General features: G+C 69.8%; 17 protein-coding genes. 11 read left to right on the forward strand and 6 right to left on the reverse strand.

Features of this window, described 5'->3' with window-relative positions; all coding sequences use genetic code 11:
* Positions 1-260: 260 nt before the first annotated feature.
* From ctaD to U3653_RS11355, 9 genes are all read left to right on the forward strand, one after another.
* A complete protein-coding gene (gene ctaD / locus U3653_RS11315; protein ID WP_195078573.1) occupies positions 261-2,003 on the forward strand; it encodes an aa3-type cytochrome oxidase subunit I in 1,743 nt (580 codons plus the stop codon).
* Positions 2,004-2,185: 182 nt separating this feature from the next.
* Positions 2,186-3,403 (forward strand): phosphoserine phosphatase SerB, encoded by a 1,218-nt coding sequence (gene serB / locus U3653_RS11320; protein WP_195078574.1) that lies wholly within the window; start codon positions 2,186-2,188, stop codon positions 3,401-3,403.
* Positions 3,404-3,899: 496 nt separating this feature from the next.
* Positions 3,900-4,706 carry an aminoacyl-tRNA hydrolase gene (locus U3653_RS11325; RefSeq protein WP_195078575.1) on the forward strand — a complete coding sequence of 269 codons (807 nt, stop codon included), beginning with the start codon at positions 3,900-3,902 and terminating at the stop codon, positions 4,704-4,706.
* A 136-nt stretch (positions 4,707-4,842) separates the two neighbouring features.
* Positions 4,843-5,676 carry an ABC transporter ATP-binding protein gene (locus U3653_RS11330; protein ID WP_195078576.1) on the forward strand — a complete coding sequence of 278 codons (834 nt, stop codon included), beginning with the start codon at positions 4,843-4,845 and terminating at the stop codon, positions 5,674-5,676.
* A gap of 175 nt (positions 5,677-5,851) precedes the next feature.
* Positions 5,852-6,622 (forward strand): NUDIX hydrolase, encoded by a 771-nt coding sequence (locus U3653_RS11335; RefSeq protein ID WP_323124230.1) that lies wholly within the window; start codon positions 5,852-5,854, stop codon positions 6,620-6,622.
* Between the two features lie 578 nt (positions 6,623-7,200).
* Positions 7,201-8,118 (forward strand): hypothetical protein, encoded by a 918-nt coding sequence (locus U3653_RS11340; protein ID WP_195078578.1) that lies wholly within the window; start codon positions 7,201-7,203, stop codon positions 8,116-8,118.
* Between the two features lie 143 nt (positions 8,119-8,261).
* Complete coding sequence (locus U3653_RS11345) at positions 8,262-9,038, forward strand: enoyl-CoA hydratase-related protein (protein ID WP_195078579.1); 777 nt, start codon at positions 8,262-8,264, stop codon at positions 9,036-9,038.
* 37 nt (positions 9,039-9,075) lie between these two features.
* On the forward strand, positions 9,076-10,053 hold the full coding sequence (locus tag U3653_RS11350) for a methyltransferase domain-containing protein (protein ID WP_195078580.1): 978 nt from the start codon (positions 9,076-9,078) through the stop codon (positions 10,051-10,053).
* A 175-nt stretch (positions 10,054-10,228) separates the two neighbouring features.
* A complete protein-coding gene (locus U3653_RS11355; protein ID WP_195078581.1) occupies positions 10,229-11,392 on the forward strand; it encodes a THUMP-like domain-containing protein in 1,164 nt (387 codons plus the stop codon).
* 16 nt (positions 11,393-11,408) lie between these two features.
* On the opposite strand, the gene U3653_RS11360 is transcribed toward U3653_RS11355, so the two are convergent.
* Both U3653_RS11360 and U3653_RS11365 read right to left on the reverse strand, forming a co-directional pair.
* Complete coding sequence (locus U3653_RS11360) at positions 11,409-12,008, reverse strand: DUF3558 family protein (RefSeq protein WP_195078582.1); 600 nt, start codon at positions 12,006-12,008, stop codon at positions 11,409-11,411.
* Positions 12,009-12,219: 211 nt separating this feature from the next.
* Positions 12,220-13,515: an outer membrane protein assembly factor BamB family protein gene (locus U3653_RS11365; protein WP_195078583.1), complete on the reverse strand. Its 1,296-nt coding sequence runs from the start codon at positions 13,513-13,515 to the stop codon at positions 12,220-12,222.
* Between the two features lie 233 nt (positions 13,516-13,748).
* On the opposite strand from U3653_RS11365, the gene U3653_RS11370 reads away from it, so the two are divergent.
* Both U3653_RS11370 and U3653_RS11375 read left to right on the forward strand, forming a co-directional pair.
* Positions 13,749-14,498: an acyltransferase gene (locus U3653_RS11370; protein ID WP_039795317.1), complete on the forward strand. Its 750-nt coding sequence runs from the start codon at positions 13,749-13,751 to the stop codon at positions 14,496-14,498.
* 48 nt (positions 14,499-14,546) lie between these two features.
* Complete coding sequence (locus tag U3653_RS11375; RefSeq protein WP_195078584.1) at positions 14,547-15,092, forward strand: DUF1697 domain-containing protein; 546 nt, start codon at positions 14,547-14,549, stop codon at positions 15,090-15,092.
* On the opposite strand, the gene U3653_RS11380 is transcribed toward U3653_RS11375, so the two are convergent.
* The 4 genes from U3653_RS11380 to U3653_RS11395 all read right to left on the reverse strand — a co-directional run bounded on the left by U3653_RS11380 (position 15,089) and on the right by U3653_RS11395 (position 19,377).
* Positions 15,089-15,517 (reverse strand): SRPBCC family protein, encoded by a 429-nt coding sequence (locus U3653_RS11380; protein ID WP_195078585.1) that lies wholly within the window; start codon positions 15,515-15,517, stop codon positions 15,089-15,091. The genes U3653_RS11375 and U3653_RS11380 overlap by 4 nt on opposite strands.
* A gap of 148 nt (positions 15,518-15,665) precedes the next feature.
* A complete protein-coding gene (locus U3653_RS11385; protein ID WP_195078586.1) occupies positions 15,666-16,919 on the reverse strand; it encodes a glycosyltransferase family 4 protein in 1,254 nt (417 codons plus the stop codon).
* Positions 16,916-18,571 (reverse strand): glycoside hydrolase family 57 protein, encoded by a 1,656-nt coding sequence (locus U3653_RS11390; RefSeq protein WP_323124188.1) that lies wholly within the window; start codon positions 18,569-18,571, stop codon positions 16,916-16,918. Before U3653_RS11390 ends, U3653_RS11385 begins: the two co-directional genes overlap by 4 nt.
* Positions 18,568-19,377, reverse strand: coding sequence for a class I SAM-dependent methyltransferase (locus tag U3653_RS11395; RefSeq protein ID WP_195078587.1), 810 nt, complete (start codon positions 19,375-19,377; stop codon positions 18,568-18,570). The genes U3653_RS11390 and U3653_RS11395 overlap by 4 nt, the downstream gene beginning before the upstream one ends.
* Between the last annotated feature and the right edge of the window lie 91 nt (positions 19,378-19,468).

Genomic DNA, 19,468 nt, shown 5'->3' on the forward strand with positions numbered 1-19,468 from the left:
GTGCGCGGCCGCCGCGTACGCGACGAAGGAGCAAGCGGCGGTCGCGCACACACGAGCCACAAAGGGGCCGCGAACACGCCGCGGCGAAGGCGCGGCCAAACAACACAGCTACGACAGAGAGTAGGACCCGTTCGGCTCGCTCCATCCCGACGGGTTTACGATTCGGAGAGCGCAAGCGAACTGTCGTCTGTTCCGACATCGGAACGGATGCGATCAGCGGAGCCTGCGGAGCGACCTAAAGGCACCTTTCAGGAGGATCAGTGACTGCCGTAGAGCCCCAGCCAGTCCCTCAGTTGGAAGCGACTCGGCCTTATCCGGCTCGGACCGGGCCGAAGGGCTCGTTCATCTACAAGATGGTCACCACCACGGACCCGAAGGTCCTGGGTGTCATGTACCTGACCACGTCGATGGGCTTCTTCCTCATCGGTGGCCTGATGGCCCTGCTGATGCGCGGTGAGCTGGCCAGGCCGGGCCTGCAGTTCCTGTCGCCCGAGCAGTTCAACCAGCTGTTCACCATGCACGGCACGATCATGCTGCTGTTCTACGCCACCGCGATCGTGTTCGGCTTCGCGAACATCATCCTCCCGCTGCAGATCGGCGCTCCCGACGTCGCCTTCCCACGCCTGAACGCCTTCAGCTACTGGCTGTACGCGTTCGGCGCCAGCATGGCGACCGCCGGCTTCATCACCCCCGGCGGCGCCGCGGACTTCGGCTGGACGGCGTACGTGCCGCTGACCGACATCCTGCACTCGCCCGGCGTCGGCACCGACCTGTGGATCCTGGGCCTGGCGGTGTCCGGTCTCGGCACCATCCTCGGTGGCGTGAACATGCTGACCACCGTGGTCTGCCTGCGCGCTCCCGGTATGACCATGTTCCGGATGCCGATCTTCACCTGGAACATCGCCGTGACCAGCGTCCTGGTGCTGCTGGCCTTCCCCCTGCTGACCGCCGCGCTGTTCGGCCTGGCCTACGACCGTCACCTGGGCGGCCACATCTACGACCCCGCGACCGGCGGCATCCTGCTCTACCAGCACCTGTTCTGGTTCTTCGGCCACCCCGAGGTGTACATCATCGCGCTGCCGTTCTTCGGCATCGTCTCGGAGATCTTCCCGGTCTTCTCGCGTAAGCCGATCTTCGGTTACACCACGCTGGTCTACGCCACCCTGGGCATCGCCGCGCTGTCGATCGCCGTGTGGGCCCACCACATGTACGCCACCGGCGCCGTGCTGCTGCCGTACTTCTCGTTCATGACCTTCCTCATCGCGGTCCCGACCGGTGTGAAGTTCTTCAACTGGATCGGCACCATGTGGCGCGGTCAGCTGACCTTCGAATCGCCGATGCTGTTCTCCATCGGCTTCATCGTCACCTTCCTCTTCGGTGGTCTGTCCGGCGTCATCCTGGCCAGCCCGCCGCTGGACTTCCACGTCACCGACTCGTACTTCGTCGTGGCGCACTTCCACTACGTGCTCTTCGGCACCATCGTGTTCGCCACCTACGCGGGCATCTACTTCTGGTTCCCGAAGATGACCGGGCGGATGCTCGACGAGCGCCTGGCCAAGTGGCACTTCTGGACCACGTTCATCGGCTTCCACACCACCTTCCTGGTCCAGCACTGGCTGGGCGCCGAGGGCATGCCGCGCCGCTACGCCGACTACCTGCCCAGCGACGGCTTCACCACGCTGAACACGATCTCCACGATCGGCGCCTTCGTGCTCGGCGCGTCGATGCTGCCGTTCCTGTGGAACGTCTTCAAGAGCTACCGCTACGGCGAGGTGGTCACCGTGGACGACCCGTGGGGCTACGGCAACTCGCTGGAGTGGGCCACCACCTGCCCGCCGCCGCGGCACAACTTCTACGAGCTGCCGCGCATCCGCTCCGAGCGTCCCGCGTTCGAGCTGCACTACCCGCACATGATCGAGCGCATGCGGGCCGAGGCGCACGTCGGCTGGGGCGCGGGCAAGCACGCCACCGACCTGCACGAGCCCAACGCCCTGGCGAAGTAGGGCGCTGCCGCGGCGGGGCCGAACGAGCGAGGTCCGGCCGCGCCGTAGGATTCAGCGCGACGAGTGTGCACCCGCTGGTCACCAGCGGGTGCACACTCGTTTGTGGAGATCAGTACGCACCGTGCGTTGCGACAACGACGTCCAGCACAGCGACGGCGAACATCGAACATGGAGCGCATCAGTTGGCCGACACCACCGTCCTCGTCACCGTCACCGGGCCCGACCGCCCCGGTGTGACGTCCGTGCTGCTCGCGGCCATGTCCCGGCACGGGGTGAGCCTGCTGGACGTGGAGCAGGTCGTGATCAGGGGCAGGCTGACCCTCGGCGTCCTGGTCACCTGCCCGACCGATGCCGAGGCGTTGCAGGACGAGCTCGAAGAGGCCATGAACACCGTCGGCATGCACGTCGACGTCGAGGTGGACGCGGCGATCGGCAGACAGCCGATGTCCACCCACGCGGTGGTCATCCTCGGCAGCCCGGTCACCGCGCGCGCGTTCAGCGCGGTGTCGCGGCAACTGGCCGCGCTGGGAGCCAATATCGACACCATCCGCGGCATCGCCGACTACCCGGTGACCGGCATGGAGTTGATGGTCACCGCCACCGACTCCGGCCCGGACACCGATTCCCGGCTGCGCACGGCGCTGGCCGAGGTCGCGGTGGCCGAGCAGGTCGACGTCGCGGTGGAGCGGGCCGGGCTGGCCCGCCGGGGCAAGCGGCTGATCGTGTTCGACGTCGACTCCACCCTGATCCAGGGCGAGGTCATCGAGATGCTCGCCGCGCACGCGGGCGTGGAGGACGAGGTCCGCAAGGTGACCGAGGCCGCCATGCGCGGGGAGATCGACTTCGCCGAATCGTTGCGGCAGCGGGTCGCGACGCTGGCCGGGCTGGACGAGTCGGTGATCGAGGAGGTCGCCGACCGGATCGAGCTGACCCCCGGCGCGCGCACCACCATCCGCACGCTGCGCAGGATCGGTTTCCGCTGCGGCGTGGTGTCGGGCGGATTCCGCCAGGTGATCGAGCCCTTGGCGCACGAACTCGAACTGGACTTCGTGCAGGCGAACACGCTGGAGGTGGTGGACGGCAAGCTGACCGGCCGCGTCGTCGGCGAGATCGTCGACCGCGCGGCCAAGGCGACCGCCCTGCGCAAGTTCGCCGCCGAGGCCGGGGTGCCGATGGAGCAGACCGTCGCGGTGGGCGACGGCGCCAACGACATCGACATGCTCAACGCCGCCGGACTCGGCGTCGCCTTCAACGCCAAACCGGCGCTGCGCGAGGTCGCCGACGCCGCGCTGTCGCACCCCTATCTGGACGCCGTCCTGTTCATCCTCGGGGTCACCCGGCACGAGGTGGAGGCCGCCGACGCCAGGGACGGTTTGCTGCGCCGCGTCCCACTGGGCTGAACGAGCCGGCTCGGCTCGCAGCGGCGTCCGGCCGCCGGGCGGCGCTCGACTCCGCGCTGCGTACACCGGCGCGCATGGTTCGCGCCGCTCCCATCGGTAGGCTCGCTGCTGTTGATCATGCGTCGATCGGAGGACTGGTGCGCAAGTCCTTGCCCGCTGCCCGCCGGGTCGGCGGTGGGGTGCGGCGCCATGGCCTCGACACCAGACAACAGCGGCGACCGTACGTCGGGCGGCGGGTCGTTTTCTCGGCGCACCCGTCCACCGGCCACTGCGGCGGTTTCGCGAAAGGTGATGCGGGCGGGGCGAAGCAGGACCGAGCGACGGATTCCGGACCCGTCCGGGCCGCGCCCGTCGCGCCGGCCGCCGGTGGGATGCCGCTGTGGAGTTTTGTGGGCGTGGCGTGTGATGCGCCGCTTCCGACGAGGGAGTACACGCGTCCGTGGGAACGGGGTTCGCTACCGGCCCAGACGTTTTCGTCGATGATCGAGGTGAAGCGATGACGAGCATTCCGGAATGCGGCGCCGAAGTCCGCGCGGACGACGAGACCATCGGCGCGGCAACGCCATCGGGCATCGAAGGATTCCGGGCCCGGCACGCGGAACTGGCCGGAGGCTACGGCGGCGGCGGAGATCCGGACGACCCGGCCATGGTGCAGGCGATGCAGATGGTCCTGCACTTGCCCAAGATCGATCCGCCGCCGCGCAGTGCGCTGCTCGCCGCCGCCGCGTCGGCTGCGGTGGCCCTATGCCTGGACGAGCGGGTCGGGCCGGGCGGCGAGTGGGAGGAGCGCTATCTGGCGTGGAAGCGTTCCCGGATTCGCAAGGTGGCTCGGCGCGCGCGCGGCGCGCAGTGGCAAGCGACTTGCGACGTCGCGGGCGTCACAGTGGAGATCGACGGCGCGCAGGCGCGGGCGCTTGTCCCGGGACCGGTGGGCCGAGTCGATCCGCGGATCAAGCGTCTGCAGATCGGCGGCACCGACCTCGAGCACGACGAGCCGGGCCCGCCCGATCCGGCGCTGCCGGTGCTGTGGGTGAACGCCGGGCTCGGGATGACGTTGGGCAAGGCCGCCGCGCAGGTCGGTCACGCGAGCATGCTCCTGGCCGGCGCGCTGCCGGTGGAGCACGCGCTGCGCTGGGCGGAACACGGCTTCCGCTGCGCGGTGCGTGAGGCCGACGAGCAGCAGTGGGCCTCGCTGGCCGGACAGGTGGCCGACGGCGCTGCGATCGCCGTGCGCGACGCGGGATACACCGAGGTGGCGCCGGGCTCCATGACGGTGATCGCGGTGCCCGCCGCGTCCTGGTGAACCCTCCGCTACGGCGGCGCGGGCGTGTCGGACGGTGCGGCGGATGCGGCCGGGACGGCGGCTTTCCAGCATAGATCCGACCGACCGGGTCGGTTTCCCTCCCTGCGTTGGCAAGTGCCCCCTCGGGTGGGCCAAGATGGAGCGCGTGCCGCAACCGGATCCCGATCTGCTCATCGATTTCACCGACGTGACCGTCCGCCGCTCCGGCCATACCCTCGTCGGCCCGGTCACCTGGCAGGTCGAGCTCGACGAACGCTGGGTGGTCCTCGGCCCCAACGGCGCGGGCAAGACCTCGCTGCTGCGGATGGCCGCCGCCGAGCTGCATCCCACTGCGGGCGTCGCCCATCTGCTCGGGGAGCGGCTCGGGAAGGTGGACCTCAGCGAGCTGCGTCCGCGGATCGGCCTGTCGTCGGCCGCGGTGGCCAGCCGCGTCCCGGTGGACGAGAAGGTCAGCGATCTGGTGGTGTCCGCGGGCTACGCGGTGCTCGGCCGCTGGCGCGAGCGCTACGACGACGTAGACACCGATCGCGCCATCGACATGCTGGAAAGCCTCGGAGCCGAACATCTGTCCGACCGCACCTACGGCACGCTGTCGGAGGGCGAGCGCAAACGCGTGCTCATCGCCCGCGCGCTGATGACCGATCCCGAACTGCTGCTGCTCGACGAGCCCGCCGCCGGCTTGGATCTGGGCGGCCGTGAGGAACTGGTGGAGCGGCTCGGCGATCTCGCCGCCGACCCCGACGCCCCCGCGATCGTGCTGGTCACCCATCACGTGGAGGAGATCCCGCCCGGGTTCACCCACGGCCTGCTGCTCAACGAGGGCGAAGTGGTCGCGCAGGGCCTGCTCTCCGACGTGCTCACCGCGGAGAACCTCAGCGACGCCTTCAGCCAATCGATCGCGCTCGACCGCGTCGACGGCCGCTACTTCGCCCGCCGCTCCCGCCGGGCGGGCAGCCACCGCACCCGCTGACCCGGACGGCGCGCGGTCGCCCACCGTGCGTGCGCGTCAGGCGTGCCTTCGTCTTCGCTGCGGCCGTGCGCGGACTGCGTCCGACTGCGCCCGTTATGGTGCAAGGGTGAGTGAGACAGAAGCGCAGGCAGACTCTCAGCAACCGGCACCGCCGCTGAAGGACGCGTCCACGGTGATGCTGGTGCGCGACGGGGCCGACGGGCCCGAGATCTTCCTGCAGCGCAGGGTCGGCGCGATGGCGTTCGCGGCGGGCATGACCGTGTTCCCCGGCGGCGGCGTCGACGCGTCCGACGGAACCGCCGACATCGCCTGGGCCGGTCCCGAACCCACGTGGTGGGCCGAACGGTTCGCGACCAGCGAAACCAGGGCCAAGGCGCTGGTCTGCGCGGCGGTCCGGGAGACGTTCGAGGAGTGCGGCGTGCTGCTGGCCGGGCCCACCGCCGACAGCGTCGTCTCCGACACCACCGGCTACCGGGACGCGCGCGGCAGGCTGGAGCGCAGGGAACTGACGCTGGCGTCGTTCCTCGCCGAGGAGAAGCTGGTGCTGCGCGCCGATCTGCTACGGCCCTGGGCGAACTGGATCACGCCCGTGATCGAGCCGCGTCGCTACGACACCCGCTTCTTCGTCGCGGTGCTGCCGGAGGGCCAGCGCGCCGACGGCGCCACCTCCGAGGCCGCCGAGGTGCGATGGAGCACCCCGGCCGAGGCGCTGGCACGCTGGCGCTCCGGCGTCGACGTGCTGCTTCCGCCGACCTGGTCGCAGTTGGTCGCGCTCGGTGAATTCGGCTCGACCGCCGACATCTTGGCCGCGCGGCGCCGGATCGATCCGATCATGCCGGTGCTGGCCGATCTGGACGGCAAACAGCTGCTGTCCTTCCCCGACAACCACCGCTACTTCGCCGACCTGCCCGACGCCGGGCGACTCAAAGGGTCCGCACGGCCCTGAACGGCACCGGCGCCGGTGACCTGCGGGCGGCTCGCCCGCGTCCGTTCTGGGAACGCGGATCTTCCAGGACGACCGCAAGGTTGTCGCGTCAGCGAGCCGCCGGATCACGGCCACCCCGCCCGGACGGTGCACAGCGCCCAGCGCTTCCGAAATCGCCCTGGCGCAATCCGTCTGTGGGACAATCGCTGCATTCTCCAGGTCCGAGGGGGGCTGATGCGTTCGGTGCCGCTGTTGATCTCGATGTGCCTGTTCCTGCTCGCCTGCGGCGGACCCGACCCCGCACCCGGCTCGACGACTACGACTCCGCCGGCGGCATCATCGGTGTCATCCATGCCGACCGCCGAACCCGTTCCGTCGACGGACCAACCGACGGTGACGGTGCTTCGGTCCGAGCCGACCCAGCCCCCCGCTTCACCGACGAACGCGCCCTCGATCCAGGTACCGGAGACAACCGTCCCCTTGACCGAAAGCTTGCCGACAACAGTGGAAGTCAGGGTGACCACTCCCGACAAGGGCGCTCGGCTCACTACGCCCCCGACTTCCCCCATCACCAGTGCCCCGGCCCCGACATCGTAACGATGAGTGCGCGGACCGCTGAGACGTCACCGCCCCGACGGGCGGTCGCGGTCGCGGTGGCGACGTCGGAGGCGGCCCTGACCGTGGCGGTGCTCTACTACGTCGGATCGGTGTACACCCGCGCCTGGTACGGGCACTTCGGAATCGACGCCCGACTGCTGGACTTCAGCGTCTCGGACTATCTCGTCAAGAGCCTCGACGGTGCGTTCTTCCTCGTCCTGTTGGCGTTGTTGATCGCCGCGGCGGTGTTCGCGCTGCGGCAGGCGCCGCTCGTGGTGGTGATGCGCACTCGACGGCCCCGGTGGGCGCTGCGGTGGTGGGTCCGGACAGTCACCGTTGTCGGGGTGGCGCTGTGCGCCGGGGCCGCGATAGGGGTCATGCTGCGTAAGCAGTTGCCCACCTGGACGAGTCTCGGTCTGCCGCTGACGCTCATCGCCGGCGTCGCATTGATCTGGTACGCCCTGGAACTGTCCGCGACCTACCATCGGTTGCTCCACCGACCATTCGGCCGCCCACCGGTCGGGCGGTCTGTCCCGCTTCTGGTCACGCTACTGGGCCTCGCCTTCCTCGGCGGATTCTGGGCGATCGGGTACTACGCCGGCGTCGAGGGCAGCCGGAGCGCGAGGGCGGAAGAAGACCATGGTCTCGCGCATGAACCAGCGGTGGTGGTGTTCAGTGTCGACCGACTCGCCATCGCGGGCGGGAAGTCGCGACTCGACGCGATCACCGGGCCGGACACGAGATACCGCTACCAGTACAGCGGACTGCTGCTCCTGGCCCGCGCCGAGGACCGCTACTTCCTCATCCCGGCCGACTGGGACAAGGAACGCGGCGACCGCGTCTTCGTCATCACCACCTCCGACGATGTCCGGATCGACCTCGCACCACGCCGCGCGCCGCAAGGAGCCGGCCATCCGTAACCGTGTGCCGTAAAACCTGAATTGATCGCCGCCGCCTGCTCGTGCCGGCTCGTCGTGCCGAGCGGGACCGGCGCCGGCGACCCGGCGTCGCCGTTTTCGGGGCTCACCGCTGGTGACGGTGGACACCCGGTAGCGTGCGTCCCATGGCCGAATTCGTGACCCTGGAGCTGACCGAAGGTTCTGCCGCGCGGCGCGTGGCCGTCCTCCGGATCGCCCGCCCGCCGATGAACCTGCTGAACCTGCAGCTGGCGCGCGAGCTGGCCGAGGCGGCCGACGCCGTCGCGGCTGATCCGGGTGTCGCCGCGGTGGTCGTGTACGGCGACGAGCGTGTGTTCTGCGCGGGCGACGACGTGGCCGAACTGTTCGGGCTCGGCAGCGCTCAGGCCGCCGCCATGGCGGCCGATCTGCAGCACGCCCTCGGCTGCCTGGCCCGGATCCCGCAGCCCACCGTCGCGGCGATCAGTGGTTACTGCCTCGGCGGCGGCTTGGAGCTGGCGCTGGGAGCGGACCGCCGCATCATCGGCGACAACGTCAAACTGGGTTTACCGCAGATCGAGACGGGCCTGATCCCGCTCGCAGGTATCCGGCGCCTGTCCCTGCTGGTCGGGCCCGGCGCGGCGAAGGACCTCGTCTACACCGGTCGTTTCGTCGAACCCGGCGAGGCGAAGGCGCTGCGCCTCGTCGACGAAGTCGTCGCGCCCGACGACGTGTACACCGCCGCGATGCGGTGGGCGCGCCAGTTCGCCGACGGACCCGCCCGCGCGCTGGCGGCGGCGAAAGCGGTCTTCGAAGCCGGTCCGCACGGCCTCGATCGCGCCCGCGGCGAGTGGTCGGCCCTGTTCACGACGGAAGATCGCCTGATAGGAACAGGTTCTTATCTGGCCAACGGTCCGGGATCGGCCGAATTCGTGGGCCGATAGCAGGCGTCAACTGCGGATTTGGGTAGGCTTGCCGACCATGACGGTACGTCCCGACGACCCCGCGCCGAACCCGCACGCCACCGAGGCAGAGGTCGAAGCAGCGCTCAAGGATACGAAGCTGGCCCAGGTGCTCTACCACGACTGGGAAGCCGAGACCTATGACGACAAATGGTCCATCTCCTATGACGAGCGCTGTATCGAATACGCGCGTGGCCGGTTCGACTTGGCCGTCGGCCCCGCGCCGCTGCCCTACGGCAAGGCGCTCGAACTGGGCTGCGGTACCGGCTTCTTCCTGCTGAACCTGATGCAGGCGGGCGTGGCGAAATCGGGCTCGGTCACCGACCTGTCGCCGGGCATGGTGAAGGTCGCGCTGCGCAACGCGCAGAACCTGGGACTGGACGTGGACGGCCGGGTCGCCGACGCGGAGACCATCCCCTACGAGGACGACACCTTCGACCTCGTGGTCGGCCACGCGGTGCTGCACCACATCCCCGACGTCGAGCTGGCGCTCAAGGAGTGCCTGCGCGTGCTGAAGCCGGGCGGCCGCTTCGTGTTCGCCGGTGAGCCGACCACGGTCGGCAACTTCTACGCCCGCTGGCTCGGCCGCATCACCTGGAAGGCCACCACCACGGTCACCAAGCTGCCGATCCTCAGCGACTGGCGGCGTCCGCAGGAGGAGCTGGACGAGTCCTCGCGCGCGGCGGCCCTGGAGGCGGTCGTCGACCTGCACACCTTCGATCCGCGCCAGCTGGAGGCCATGGCCCGCTCGGCGGGCGCGGTGGAGGTGTCGGCCAAGACGGAGGAGTTCGCGGCGGCGCTGTGGGGCTGGCCGGTGCGCACCTTCGAAGCGGCCGTGCCCGCCGAGAAGCTCACCTGGCGCTACCGGATGGCGATGTACCGCGCCTGGCTCGGGCTGAGCTGGGTGGACGAGAACGTCATGCGCCGGGTGGTCCCGCGCCAGTTCTTCTACAACGCCATGATCACCGGCGTGAAGCCCACTTCCGCCGGGAAGTAGTGCCGCGCGACCGCATCGCCCGCCCCGGCAGCACGGTCGGTGCTGCTGCGGTGGGCGGAGGCGAGCCCATGCCGCCGCGGGTGTGGGAACGCCGTAACCGCGCAGGGATCACCACCGGCGCGATCGTCGGAGTCGGGCGGGTCGGCTCGGCGCGCCCGCCGGGACGGAACCGATAGTGGCGTATCGCTTCACCCGCGATGATGTCGGGTATCTGGACAGCGCGACCGGGCGGGCCGCGTTGACCGAGGTGGACGGACTGGCGCTCACCTCGGCATCCCTGCTGAAGGACCTCGAGCTGGTGCGCCGCGCCCACGGCGACCGGGCCGCTGCGCTGGTCGAGACGGTCCGGCTGCGCCGCCGCGCCACGGCCAAACTCGCCGGTGCGGGGGAGTGGCTGTTCACCGACGACGCCTTGCAGCAGGCGACCCCGACGGCCGTCGCGGAACACCGGGCCGCGCGCCTGGCCGGGCGGGCGGTGCACGACGTGACCTGTTCGATCGGCGCCGAGCTGGCCGCACTGGCGCCGCACTGTCCTGCCGTGCTCGGCAGCGATCTGGACGACGTACGGCTGGCCATGTCGGCCCGCAATCTGTCCGGCCGTCGAAATGTCCTGCTGGCCAAGGCGGACGCGCTGAGGCCGTGCAGCGCAGGCACCGTCGTGATCGCCGATCCGGCCCGGCGCGCCGACGGCCGCCGCACCCATGACCCGGCAAAACTGCAACCGCCGCTGCCGGATCTGCTCGACACCTATCGAGGGCGCGATCTCGCCGTGAAATGCGCTCCCGGTTTGGATTTCGACCGGCTCGCCTGGCCCGGCGAGGTGGAGGTGGTGTCGCTCGACGGCTCGGTGCGCGAGGCGTGCCTGTGGTCGCCGGGACTCGCCGAGGCCGGTGTCACCCGCCGCGCCACGGTGCTCTCCGCCGGAGCCGCCGCGTGGACCATCACCGATGCCGACTCCGACGTCATCGACGAGCGCCCGCCTGGGCAGTGGATCATCGACCCGGACGGCGCCGTCGTGCGCTCCGGACTCGTCCGCCACTACGCCGCGAAACACGGCTTGTGGCAGCTCGATCCGCGCATCGCCTATCTCACCGGCGACGCCGTGCCCGAGGGAGTACGCGGATTCCGCGTGCTCGACCGCATGGACCTCCGCGAGAAGGCCCTGCGCGCCGAGCTGCATCGCCGCGACTGCGGCCCACTCGAAATCCTCGCCCGTGGTGTCGACGTCGACCCCGATGCCCTCCGTTCGCGTCTCAAACCACGTGGCAGCCGACCGCATACGCTGGTGATCACTCGCATAGGGCGTACCGCGACGGTCTTCCTCTGTGCGACCCCGTGACCATCCGGGTGGGCCGCTATACGGGAAGTCTGGCGATGACCAGCCGTGCGGCGTCGGCCCACCGTTGATCCGACGGCGGCGCGGGTAGATTGCCGCCGACCAGGAAGACGGTGACGACGAACCGGTCGGTGAGAATCCATGCCCGCGGGTAGTCGGTCTTCGCTTCGAGCAGCACCGCTCGCCCGATCCCGGGGAGTTCGCGCGTGTTCGGTTCCCTCAGCCGCGCAATGGTCGCATCGGTGACCGGTCCCTGGCGCGGCCGCATCACTTTGATCGACGCGGTGAAGGACAAGATGCCACCGGCCGTGAGGTAGTAGGTGCAGCTTCGCCCGTAGGTACCGTCATTGCGCTTGGTGTTGGTGTCCTGTCCGTCGCGCAGGCTCACACCGGCGAGCGCGCTGATCTCCGCACCGCTGAGAACGCATTCGTCGTCGACGGCGTGTTCGGTGAACGGCTCGGCGGGAGCCTTCGCCGATGTGGTTGCCGCGGAGGGGCTTTGCGATGCTCCGATTGGATGTCCGTCGACCGTTGCCGCGCAGGCGACGACAGACGTCAGCAGGACGATCACGGCAGCCGTCGCTTCACCGAGCCGCGCGAAGACACTGTTCCCCCACATGATTCCCCCTTCACCCGCGTTCGCGCTGCCCCGGCCGACCGGTCATGCTTGCTCGCGGGAAGCTGCCGGAGGGTACGCCGTTGCCGCGCGCTGTTGTCTTTCGTTGGTGCGGTGAGCGCGCGCTACCTCGAACGGGTCCGCCGATGCGTGTCGCTGCACTGCGAGCCCGTACTCGGCGGGTCCCCGGGACCGGTGTCCGCGCGGGCCGGGTCTACTCCGGCTCGAACGCGAAGATCTCGCCGATACGGGTGGCGACCACGACCTCGCCTTTCGCGCCGACCGATGTTCCGGTGGTGGTGCCCTTCGCGCCCGGCAGGACGTCGGAATCGATGGTGGCTCCGGTACGCGTGTCGAAGGTGACGAGGTTCAGCCCGTCACCGATCGCCGCGGTGACGTAACCGGTCTCGCCCGCCGTCTGCGCGGCCGGGCCGCGCAGCGCCAGATCCTTGCGCTCCCACGCCGTTTCGGCGGTGTCGCCGTTGTCCCGCAGCGCGAGCAGGTAGCCCTCCTCGCCCGACGGGACGACCAGGCCGTCGTCGGACACCGAGATGCCGCCGCGCGGTGTCCAATCCAGCCGGTGGACCCACTTGGTCCGCCCGTCGGCGGTGTCGATGGCGATCAGGCGGTTGTTGTTGTCGCCGACGTAGACGGTGGCGCCGTCGGCGGACAGCGCCGGGCTGGTCGCGCTGCCGCCGAGCAGCAGTTCGGCGCTCCACTCCCGGGCGACCTTGGCGCCGGTGTAGCGCAGCGCGACCAGGGCCGCGGCAGGCCGCCCCGGCTGCCACAACGTCACGTAGAAACGGCCGCCAGCGTCGATGGGGGAGATGTTCGCGACGGGGCAGTGCGGCCCTCCGGTGGCGCAGTCGTCCAACCCCTGGCCCGCGTCCGGCCAGCCGAGGCCGGCGTGCGCGAGGAAATCGGGTTCGCCGAGCAATTGCACGGTCGGAACCGTCCGATCGCCGGTCTGCCTGGACAGCACGTCGACCTGACCGGACTGGCTGATCGTCAGCAGTTTGCCGTCCCCGGTGAACTGCACCGACACCGGCGTACCGGCCACCGGCGTCGCCCACCGCGGCTGCCCGAGGTAGTTGAAGGAGATCACCCTGCTGTCGTCGCCGACGTAGACGTTGGTCATCCCGTCCACCGCGGACGGCGCGGAGATGGCGCTCGGGCCAAGGGCGTTGCAGAACCGTTTGCGGCCCGTGGCCATCTGGAAGGAGAAGATCGAGCAGTTCGGCAGGCGCGTGGTGACGAACAGCTGACTGTCCGGCCCCAGCGTGACCGGCTGGGCGATCGGCCCGCCGACCGGCCGCTGCCAGCTCAGCCCGATCTTGCGCGATCCGGTGACCGGAGTGGTGCCGCTGTTGCGCCCGTCGTGGTAGGCGGCGGTCCAGCCCTTGCCGGTGCCGACGGTGATGTCGTCGTAATCGGTGCCGCAACCGGCCAGCGTCAGCGCGCCGACCGCGGCAAGCACGACCACGGCGCGTTTCCGGGACGGTCGCCACATGGAAGTAGCCAGTACGCCGCCGCTTCGCACCTGCCGTACTCCTGTCGTCGTTTGGCTCGCATCCGCGCCCTTTCCGGCGCAGGAGTCACTGTACGGGAGCCCTTTGCGCGGGTGAACGAGTCCCGGCGTTGTCGTAGCGGGTGCTCGTCGCGACGCTCGCCACGGGCGATAGGCTCTATCCGTCGCCGCCGAGGCGGTCGACGGCCGGTAGGACCACGACAGGAGAACCGTTCGTGACGAGCATGTGGGGCGCACCGTTGCGCTCGCGCTGGCGGGGATCGCGCCGCCGGGATCCGCAGCAGGCGCGTTTTCTGACGCTGGCGTCGCTGCGCTGGGTGCTCGCGAACCGGGCGTACACGCCCTGGTATCTGGTGCGTTACTACCGGCTGTTCAAGTTCCGCCTGGCCAACCCGCACATCGTGCTGCGCGGCATGGTCTTCCTCGGCCGCCGCGTGGAGATCCACGCCACCCCGGAGCTGAGCCGCATGGAGATCGGCCGCTGGGTGCACATCGGCGACGGCAACGCCATCCGCTGCCACGAGGGCTCGCTGCGCATCGGCGACAAGGTGGTGTTCGGCAAGGACAACGTGGTCAACACCTACCTCGATATCGAGATCGGCGAATCGACCCTGGTCGCCGACTGGTGCTACATCTGCGACTTCGACCACAAGATGGACGACATCAACGTCCCGATCAAGGATCAGGGCATCGTGAAGAGCCCGGTGCGCATCGGCCCCGACACCTGGATCGCGGCCAAGGTGACCGTGCTGCGCGACACCCGCGTCGGCCGCGGCTGCGTGCTCGGCGCGCATGCCGTGGTCAAGGGCGAGATCCCGGATTACAGCATCGCCGTGGGCGCACCGGCCAAGGTGGTCAAGAACCGCAAGGCGGCCTGGGAGGCGGGCGCGGAGCAGCGCGCCGAATACCTTGCCGCGTTGGAGGACATCGCGCGCAAGAAGAACGGGGCCACGCAGACCGCCTAGCGCGGCGGGCGCGCGAATTCGTCGGTGCGGGCGAGTAGGTTCGGCGCCATGACTGCCTACGCCGCCCTGTTGCGCGGGATCATGCCGAGCAATCCGAACATGAGCAACGCGAAGTTGCGCGGGGTGTTCGAATCGCTCGGGTTCGAGGGCGTCGGTTCGGTGCTGACCAGCGGGAACATCGTGTTCCGCAGCCCGGAGACCGACGTGCCCGCGCTCGAGGAGCGCATCCAGGAGGCGCTGATCCGTGACTTGGGCATCGGCGGCGGCACCATCATCCGCAGCCATGACGAACTGCGCGTGCTGCTGGACACCGACCCGTTCCACGGCCTGACCCACGGCCGCGGCACATACTTGATCGCCACGTTCCTCAAGGACACGGCCGAGCCTCCGGCAACCCTGCCCGAGCGGCCCGACCCGCTCACCAAGGTCGTCGGCTACGACGCGGCGGCGCGCGCCATCCTCGCGATCATCGACAACAGTCAGCCGGGCCAGACGCCGGACTTCATGTCCTGGCTGGAGAAGACGTACGGCAAGGACATCACCACCCGCACCTGGCTCACCATCGAGCGCATCGTCAAGAAACTGGCGGCCTAGGCGCCTTCGACGCGTTTCTTCAACGCCTCGTTGAGGGCGACGAAATTGTCGCGAGTGTTTTCGATCATCGCGCCGGTGAACGCGACGAGCGCCCCGGAGAACTTCTCGCTCTGCACCAACTGTGTTCCGCCATCGATCGCAGTGAGCACGAATCGATGCTCGCCGTCGAAGATGCCGGGCATCAGCAGTCGCCCGATCCACCGCAGCTCCCGCCCCGGCTCCGCGGCCAGCACCCTCGGCTTGAACGTCATCGCCCGCCCCTGCTTCGGCACCATCCGCAACGTCAGCTTCGCACCCGTACGCAGCTCACCGGCCGCTTGCTGGATGAACGGATTCCACTGCCCATAGGTCGGCAGATCGCTGAGCACCGCCCACACCTGCTCGGGAGTGGCGTTGATATCGATGGATGTGGTGATCTCACGCACTGTCCGTCTAACCTCGTCTTTCGCGAAAAGCTCTCGGCGCCAGGCTCGATGAGCCCTGACAGACCATCGAGTATTCCAGACCGGCCCTCTCCGCCACCCCTGGCGACGAGAGACAGGTCCTCATCCCTGTCCCCGGCGCAGTAGGCGGCTACTTCGGATCGCGTTCCGGCAGCGGGCGTTCCACGATGGACGGGCGGCCCAGCGGATTGCGCACGCGCCGTTTGGCCGACTGGTACACCTGCGCCGTCTCCGCGGCCACCACGTCCCAGGAGAAATCGGCGGTGAGCCGTTCCCTGGCGGCGTAGGCGCGCTGCTGCGCGGCGGCGGGATCGTCGAGGGTGGCGCGGACCGCCTCGACCAGGCCGTCGATGTCCGCCGGCGCGAACGAGGCGCCGGTGACGCCGTCGATCACCGCCTCACCGAGGCCGCCCGCCGTGGAGGTGATCAGCGGAGTGCCCGCCGCGGCCGCCTCCAGCGCGACGATGCCGAACGGTTCGTACCGGCTCGGCAGCACGATCGCGTCGGCGCCGTGCAGCCAACCGAGCAGTTCGGCGTGGTCGAGCTGACCGGCGAAGTTCACCGCGCGCGCGACGCGATGCACCCTGGCGCGCTCGCGCAACCACTCGAACTGGGTGCCGACGCCCGCGACGGTCAGGGTGGTTCCGGGGTGGGCGCGGCGGATGCGCGGCAGCGCGGCGATCGCGTCCTGCACGCCCTTCTCGTACTCCAGCCTGCCCACGTACAGCAGTCGCGGCGGACCGCTGCGCGGCGCGCGCGGGCGGAAGGTCCACGAGCCCACGTCGATGCCGTTGCGGATCACCGTCATCGGGATCCGCTCCGGACCGTAGAGCCGCTCGACTTCGTCCTGCATGGACGCCGAACAGGTGATCAGCGCGTCGGATTCGTTGGCGAGCCACCACTCCACCGAGTGCACCTGCTTGTTGACCTTGCCCGCGACCCAGCCGCTGTGCCGCCCGGCCTCGGTGGCGTGGATGGTCGATACCAGCGGCACGTCGTAGTACTCGGCCAGGGCGATGCCGGGGTGGGCGACCAGCCAGTCGTGCGCGTGCACCACGTCGGGGGTCCAGCCGTCACCGATGCCCGGCTTGCCGAGCGCGACGCCCGCGCGCACCATGGCGTGCCCCATGGCCAGCGTCCAGGCGAGCATGTCCTCGCCGAAGTCGAACACCGGCGGGTCCTCGGCGACCGCGACCACCAGAACGCCCTCGGCGATGTAGGAGTGGGTGGGATGGGTCGAGGCGTCGGTGCCGGAGGGCCGCCGGGACAGCACGACCACCTCGTGACCCGCCGCGGCCAGTTCGACGGCGAGGTGATGCACGTGCCTGCCGAGCCCGCCGACCACGACCGGTGGGTACTCCCACGACACCATCAAAATCTTCATGCAAGTCCTTCTGCGGCCGAGCCCGGGTCCGCCGGAACCGGTCCGTGGCCCGCGGTGGCGGGGCCATGGCCTGGGGCGGCGGCGGAAACTGCCCCGGTGGCGCTGGGTACGGACCCCGCGGAGGTGAGTCGTCGCGCGTCCACGCCGGGGAAGAGTCCGTCAGCTTCCCCCCATCCTGCCGCCAACTGCCGTGCTTTCGCGAGTTGGCCCGCCCCGACGGCCGCGGCGATTTCCCGGACCGCGTGGGCGTGGCGGTGCGCGCGGTCGCGCGCGTACCCCGCGGCGGAGTCCTTGCTGACCATGAACGCCCAGTCGCTGGAGACGGTCAGGATCGCCTCGCGCAGCAGCTGATCGGCGACGTGATCGCGAAGTCCCGGCGCGCCGCCCTGCGCGGCGCGCATCTTGTCGACGGTGTCCAGGGTCAGCCGCACGATGTCGTCGTTGAGTTCGACGAGGTCGCGCACCTGCTCGCCCGCCCACACCCGCCAGTCCTTGCCCGAACCCCACGACGAGTCGGCCAGCGGGACCGGTTCGCCCAGGTAGCCGCGCGCTCTGGCGTCGGAGAGGGTGCCCACGGTGACGCCCGCCTCCGGCAGCGCGCGCAGCACCTGCGCCAGCCATTGCGGGCCCTCGTGCCACCAGTGGCCGAACAGTTCGGTGTCGAACGCGGCGACGACCAGGGCGGGCCTGCCGATCCGCTCGGACTCGGAGATCAACCGCTCGCGCACCGTCCGGACGAAGTCGTCCACGTCCCTGACGACGGCCGCGGCGGCCAGTTCCGGTTCGTAGGGAGCCTTGTCCGGACCCGCGACGGTCTTACCGGTGACCCGCGCGGGTTTCAGACCCGTGGCGTGGTCGTAGTGATGAAAGTCACGGTAGGCGCCGTGGCCGGGATAGCCGGATTTCGGCGACCACACGCGATAGCTCACCTGCAGATCACGTCCGAACGCCACCACGTCGGAGTCGTGAACCGGGCGGCCGAGCGTCGTATCGCCGCGCAGCGCGGGTCCGTCGACCATGAAATGCGTCACACCCGCGGCGGCGTAGCCGACCTCCATGCCGGGGGTGTATCCGCATTCCGGCGCCCAGATGCCGGTGGGCGTGTGGCCCCAGCGGTGCCGTGCGTCGGCCAGGCCCTCGGTGAGCTGGAACTGCCGCAGCCGCGGGTCCAGCAGCGGCTGGAACGGGTGGGCCAGCGGGCCGCCGAGCAGTTCGATGGTCTCCGCGTCGATGAGCGCGCGCCAGACCGGCGCGGCCCCGTGCCGCCAGTGCTGCTCGAATTCGGCCGAGGCGGCGGCGGCCAGACGGTGTTCGTGCCTGCCCAGCGCGACGTTGCCCGCCATGGCGGCTTCGTCGGCGCGCAGCTGCCAGTTGCCCAGCCAGTGGTGCATGCCCGCCAGGCAGTGCGGGTCGTCCAGCTGCGCCGCGAGCACCGGTGTGATGCCGAGGCTGAGCAGATGCGAACGGCCTTCGGCGGCGAGGGCGCGCAGCACCTCGACCACGGGTAGATAGGACGCGGCCCAGGACTGGTAGAGCCATTCCTCGCCGACCGGCCAGCGCCCGTGATGGGCCAGCCAGGGCAGGTGCGAGTGCAGGACCAGGGTGAACTGGCCCGGCACGGGGCTCGCTGCGTGGGTACTGCGTTCGCTCAAGGCTTCACCGCGATGGCGATCAGATCCAGGCTCGCGTCGATGTCGGCGGCGAGCAGTTCGAAATCGTCCACCGTGACGCTCGCGACGTCGGCGGTCAGTTCCGCGGGCCAGGGTTCCCCCGCCAGCGCGCGTTCGATCTGCGCGTCGATGAACGACCCGCCGTGCTTGGCGTCCAACGCTTTCAGACCCGGTCCGTGGTGCACGCCGATCATTTGCGAGACCTCGAACCCGGCCTCGACCAGCAGTTCGGTCAGCTCGGCCGCGTTGAGTTCCCTGGTGTGGAACGGGTTGAGCGGAGTGTCGCGACCGGGGGAGAAGGTGATCCGGTTGGGTGTGCTGATCAGCAGCTCACCGCCGGGACGCAGCACCCGCAGGCACTCGCGCAGGAACTGGGACTGGTCCCAAAGGTGCTCGATCACTTGGAAATTCACCACGACGTCGACCGAGGCGTCCTCCAGCGGCAACTCGGCGAGGTTGCCCTGGATCATCTCGACGCGGGGGTAGCGCGAGCGCACGTGCTCGACGGCGCCGGTGTCGTAGTCCACGCCGATCACCTTGGTGGCCACGTCGGCGATCATGTCGGCGCCGTAGCCCTCGCCGGAACCGGCCTCGAGCACGGTCTTTCCGGCGCAGCGGTCCAGCAGGCGGGCGTAGGCGATCTCGTGCCTGCGGAACCAGTAGTTCTCCTCGGCGATGCCAGGAACGGTGCGCTCACCGGTCAGCGGCAGTGGTTCGACGGAGCCGACGGTCGTCTCGGTAATGCCGGTCGGGTCGCCCACTGCGGCAGGGATCACAGCCTCGCTCATCACTCCGACGTTACTGGCACGGCATCCGCGGGGCATACCCCACCCGGCCGCCCCGGAGCGCGGCTTCGCTCGCCGGGAAAGGGGTCGCCGA

Origin of the sequence: Nocardia implantans (assembly GCF_035544775.1) — a bacterium.
GTDB lineage: Bacteria > Actinomycetota > Actinomycetes > Mycobacteriales > Mycobacteriaceae > Nocardia > Nocardia implantans.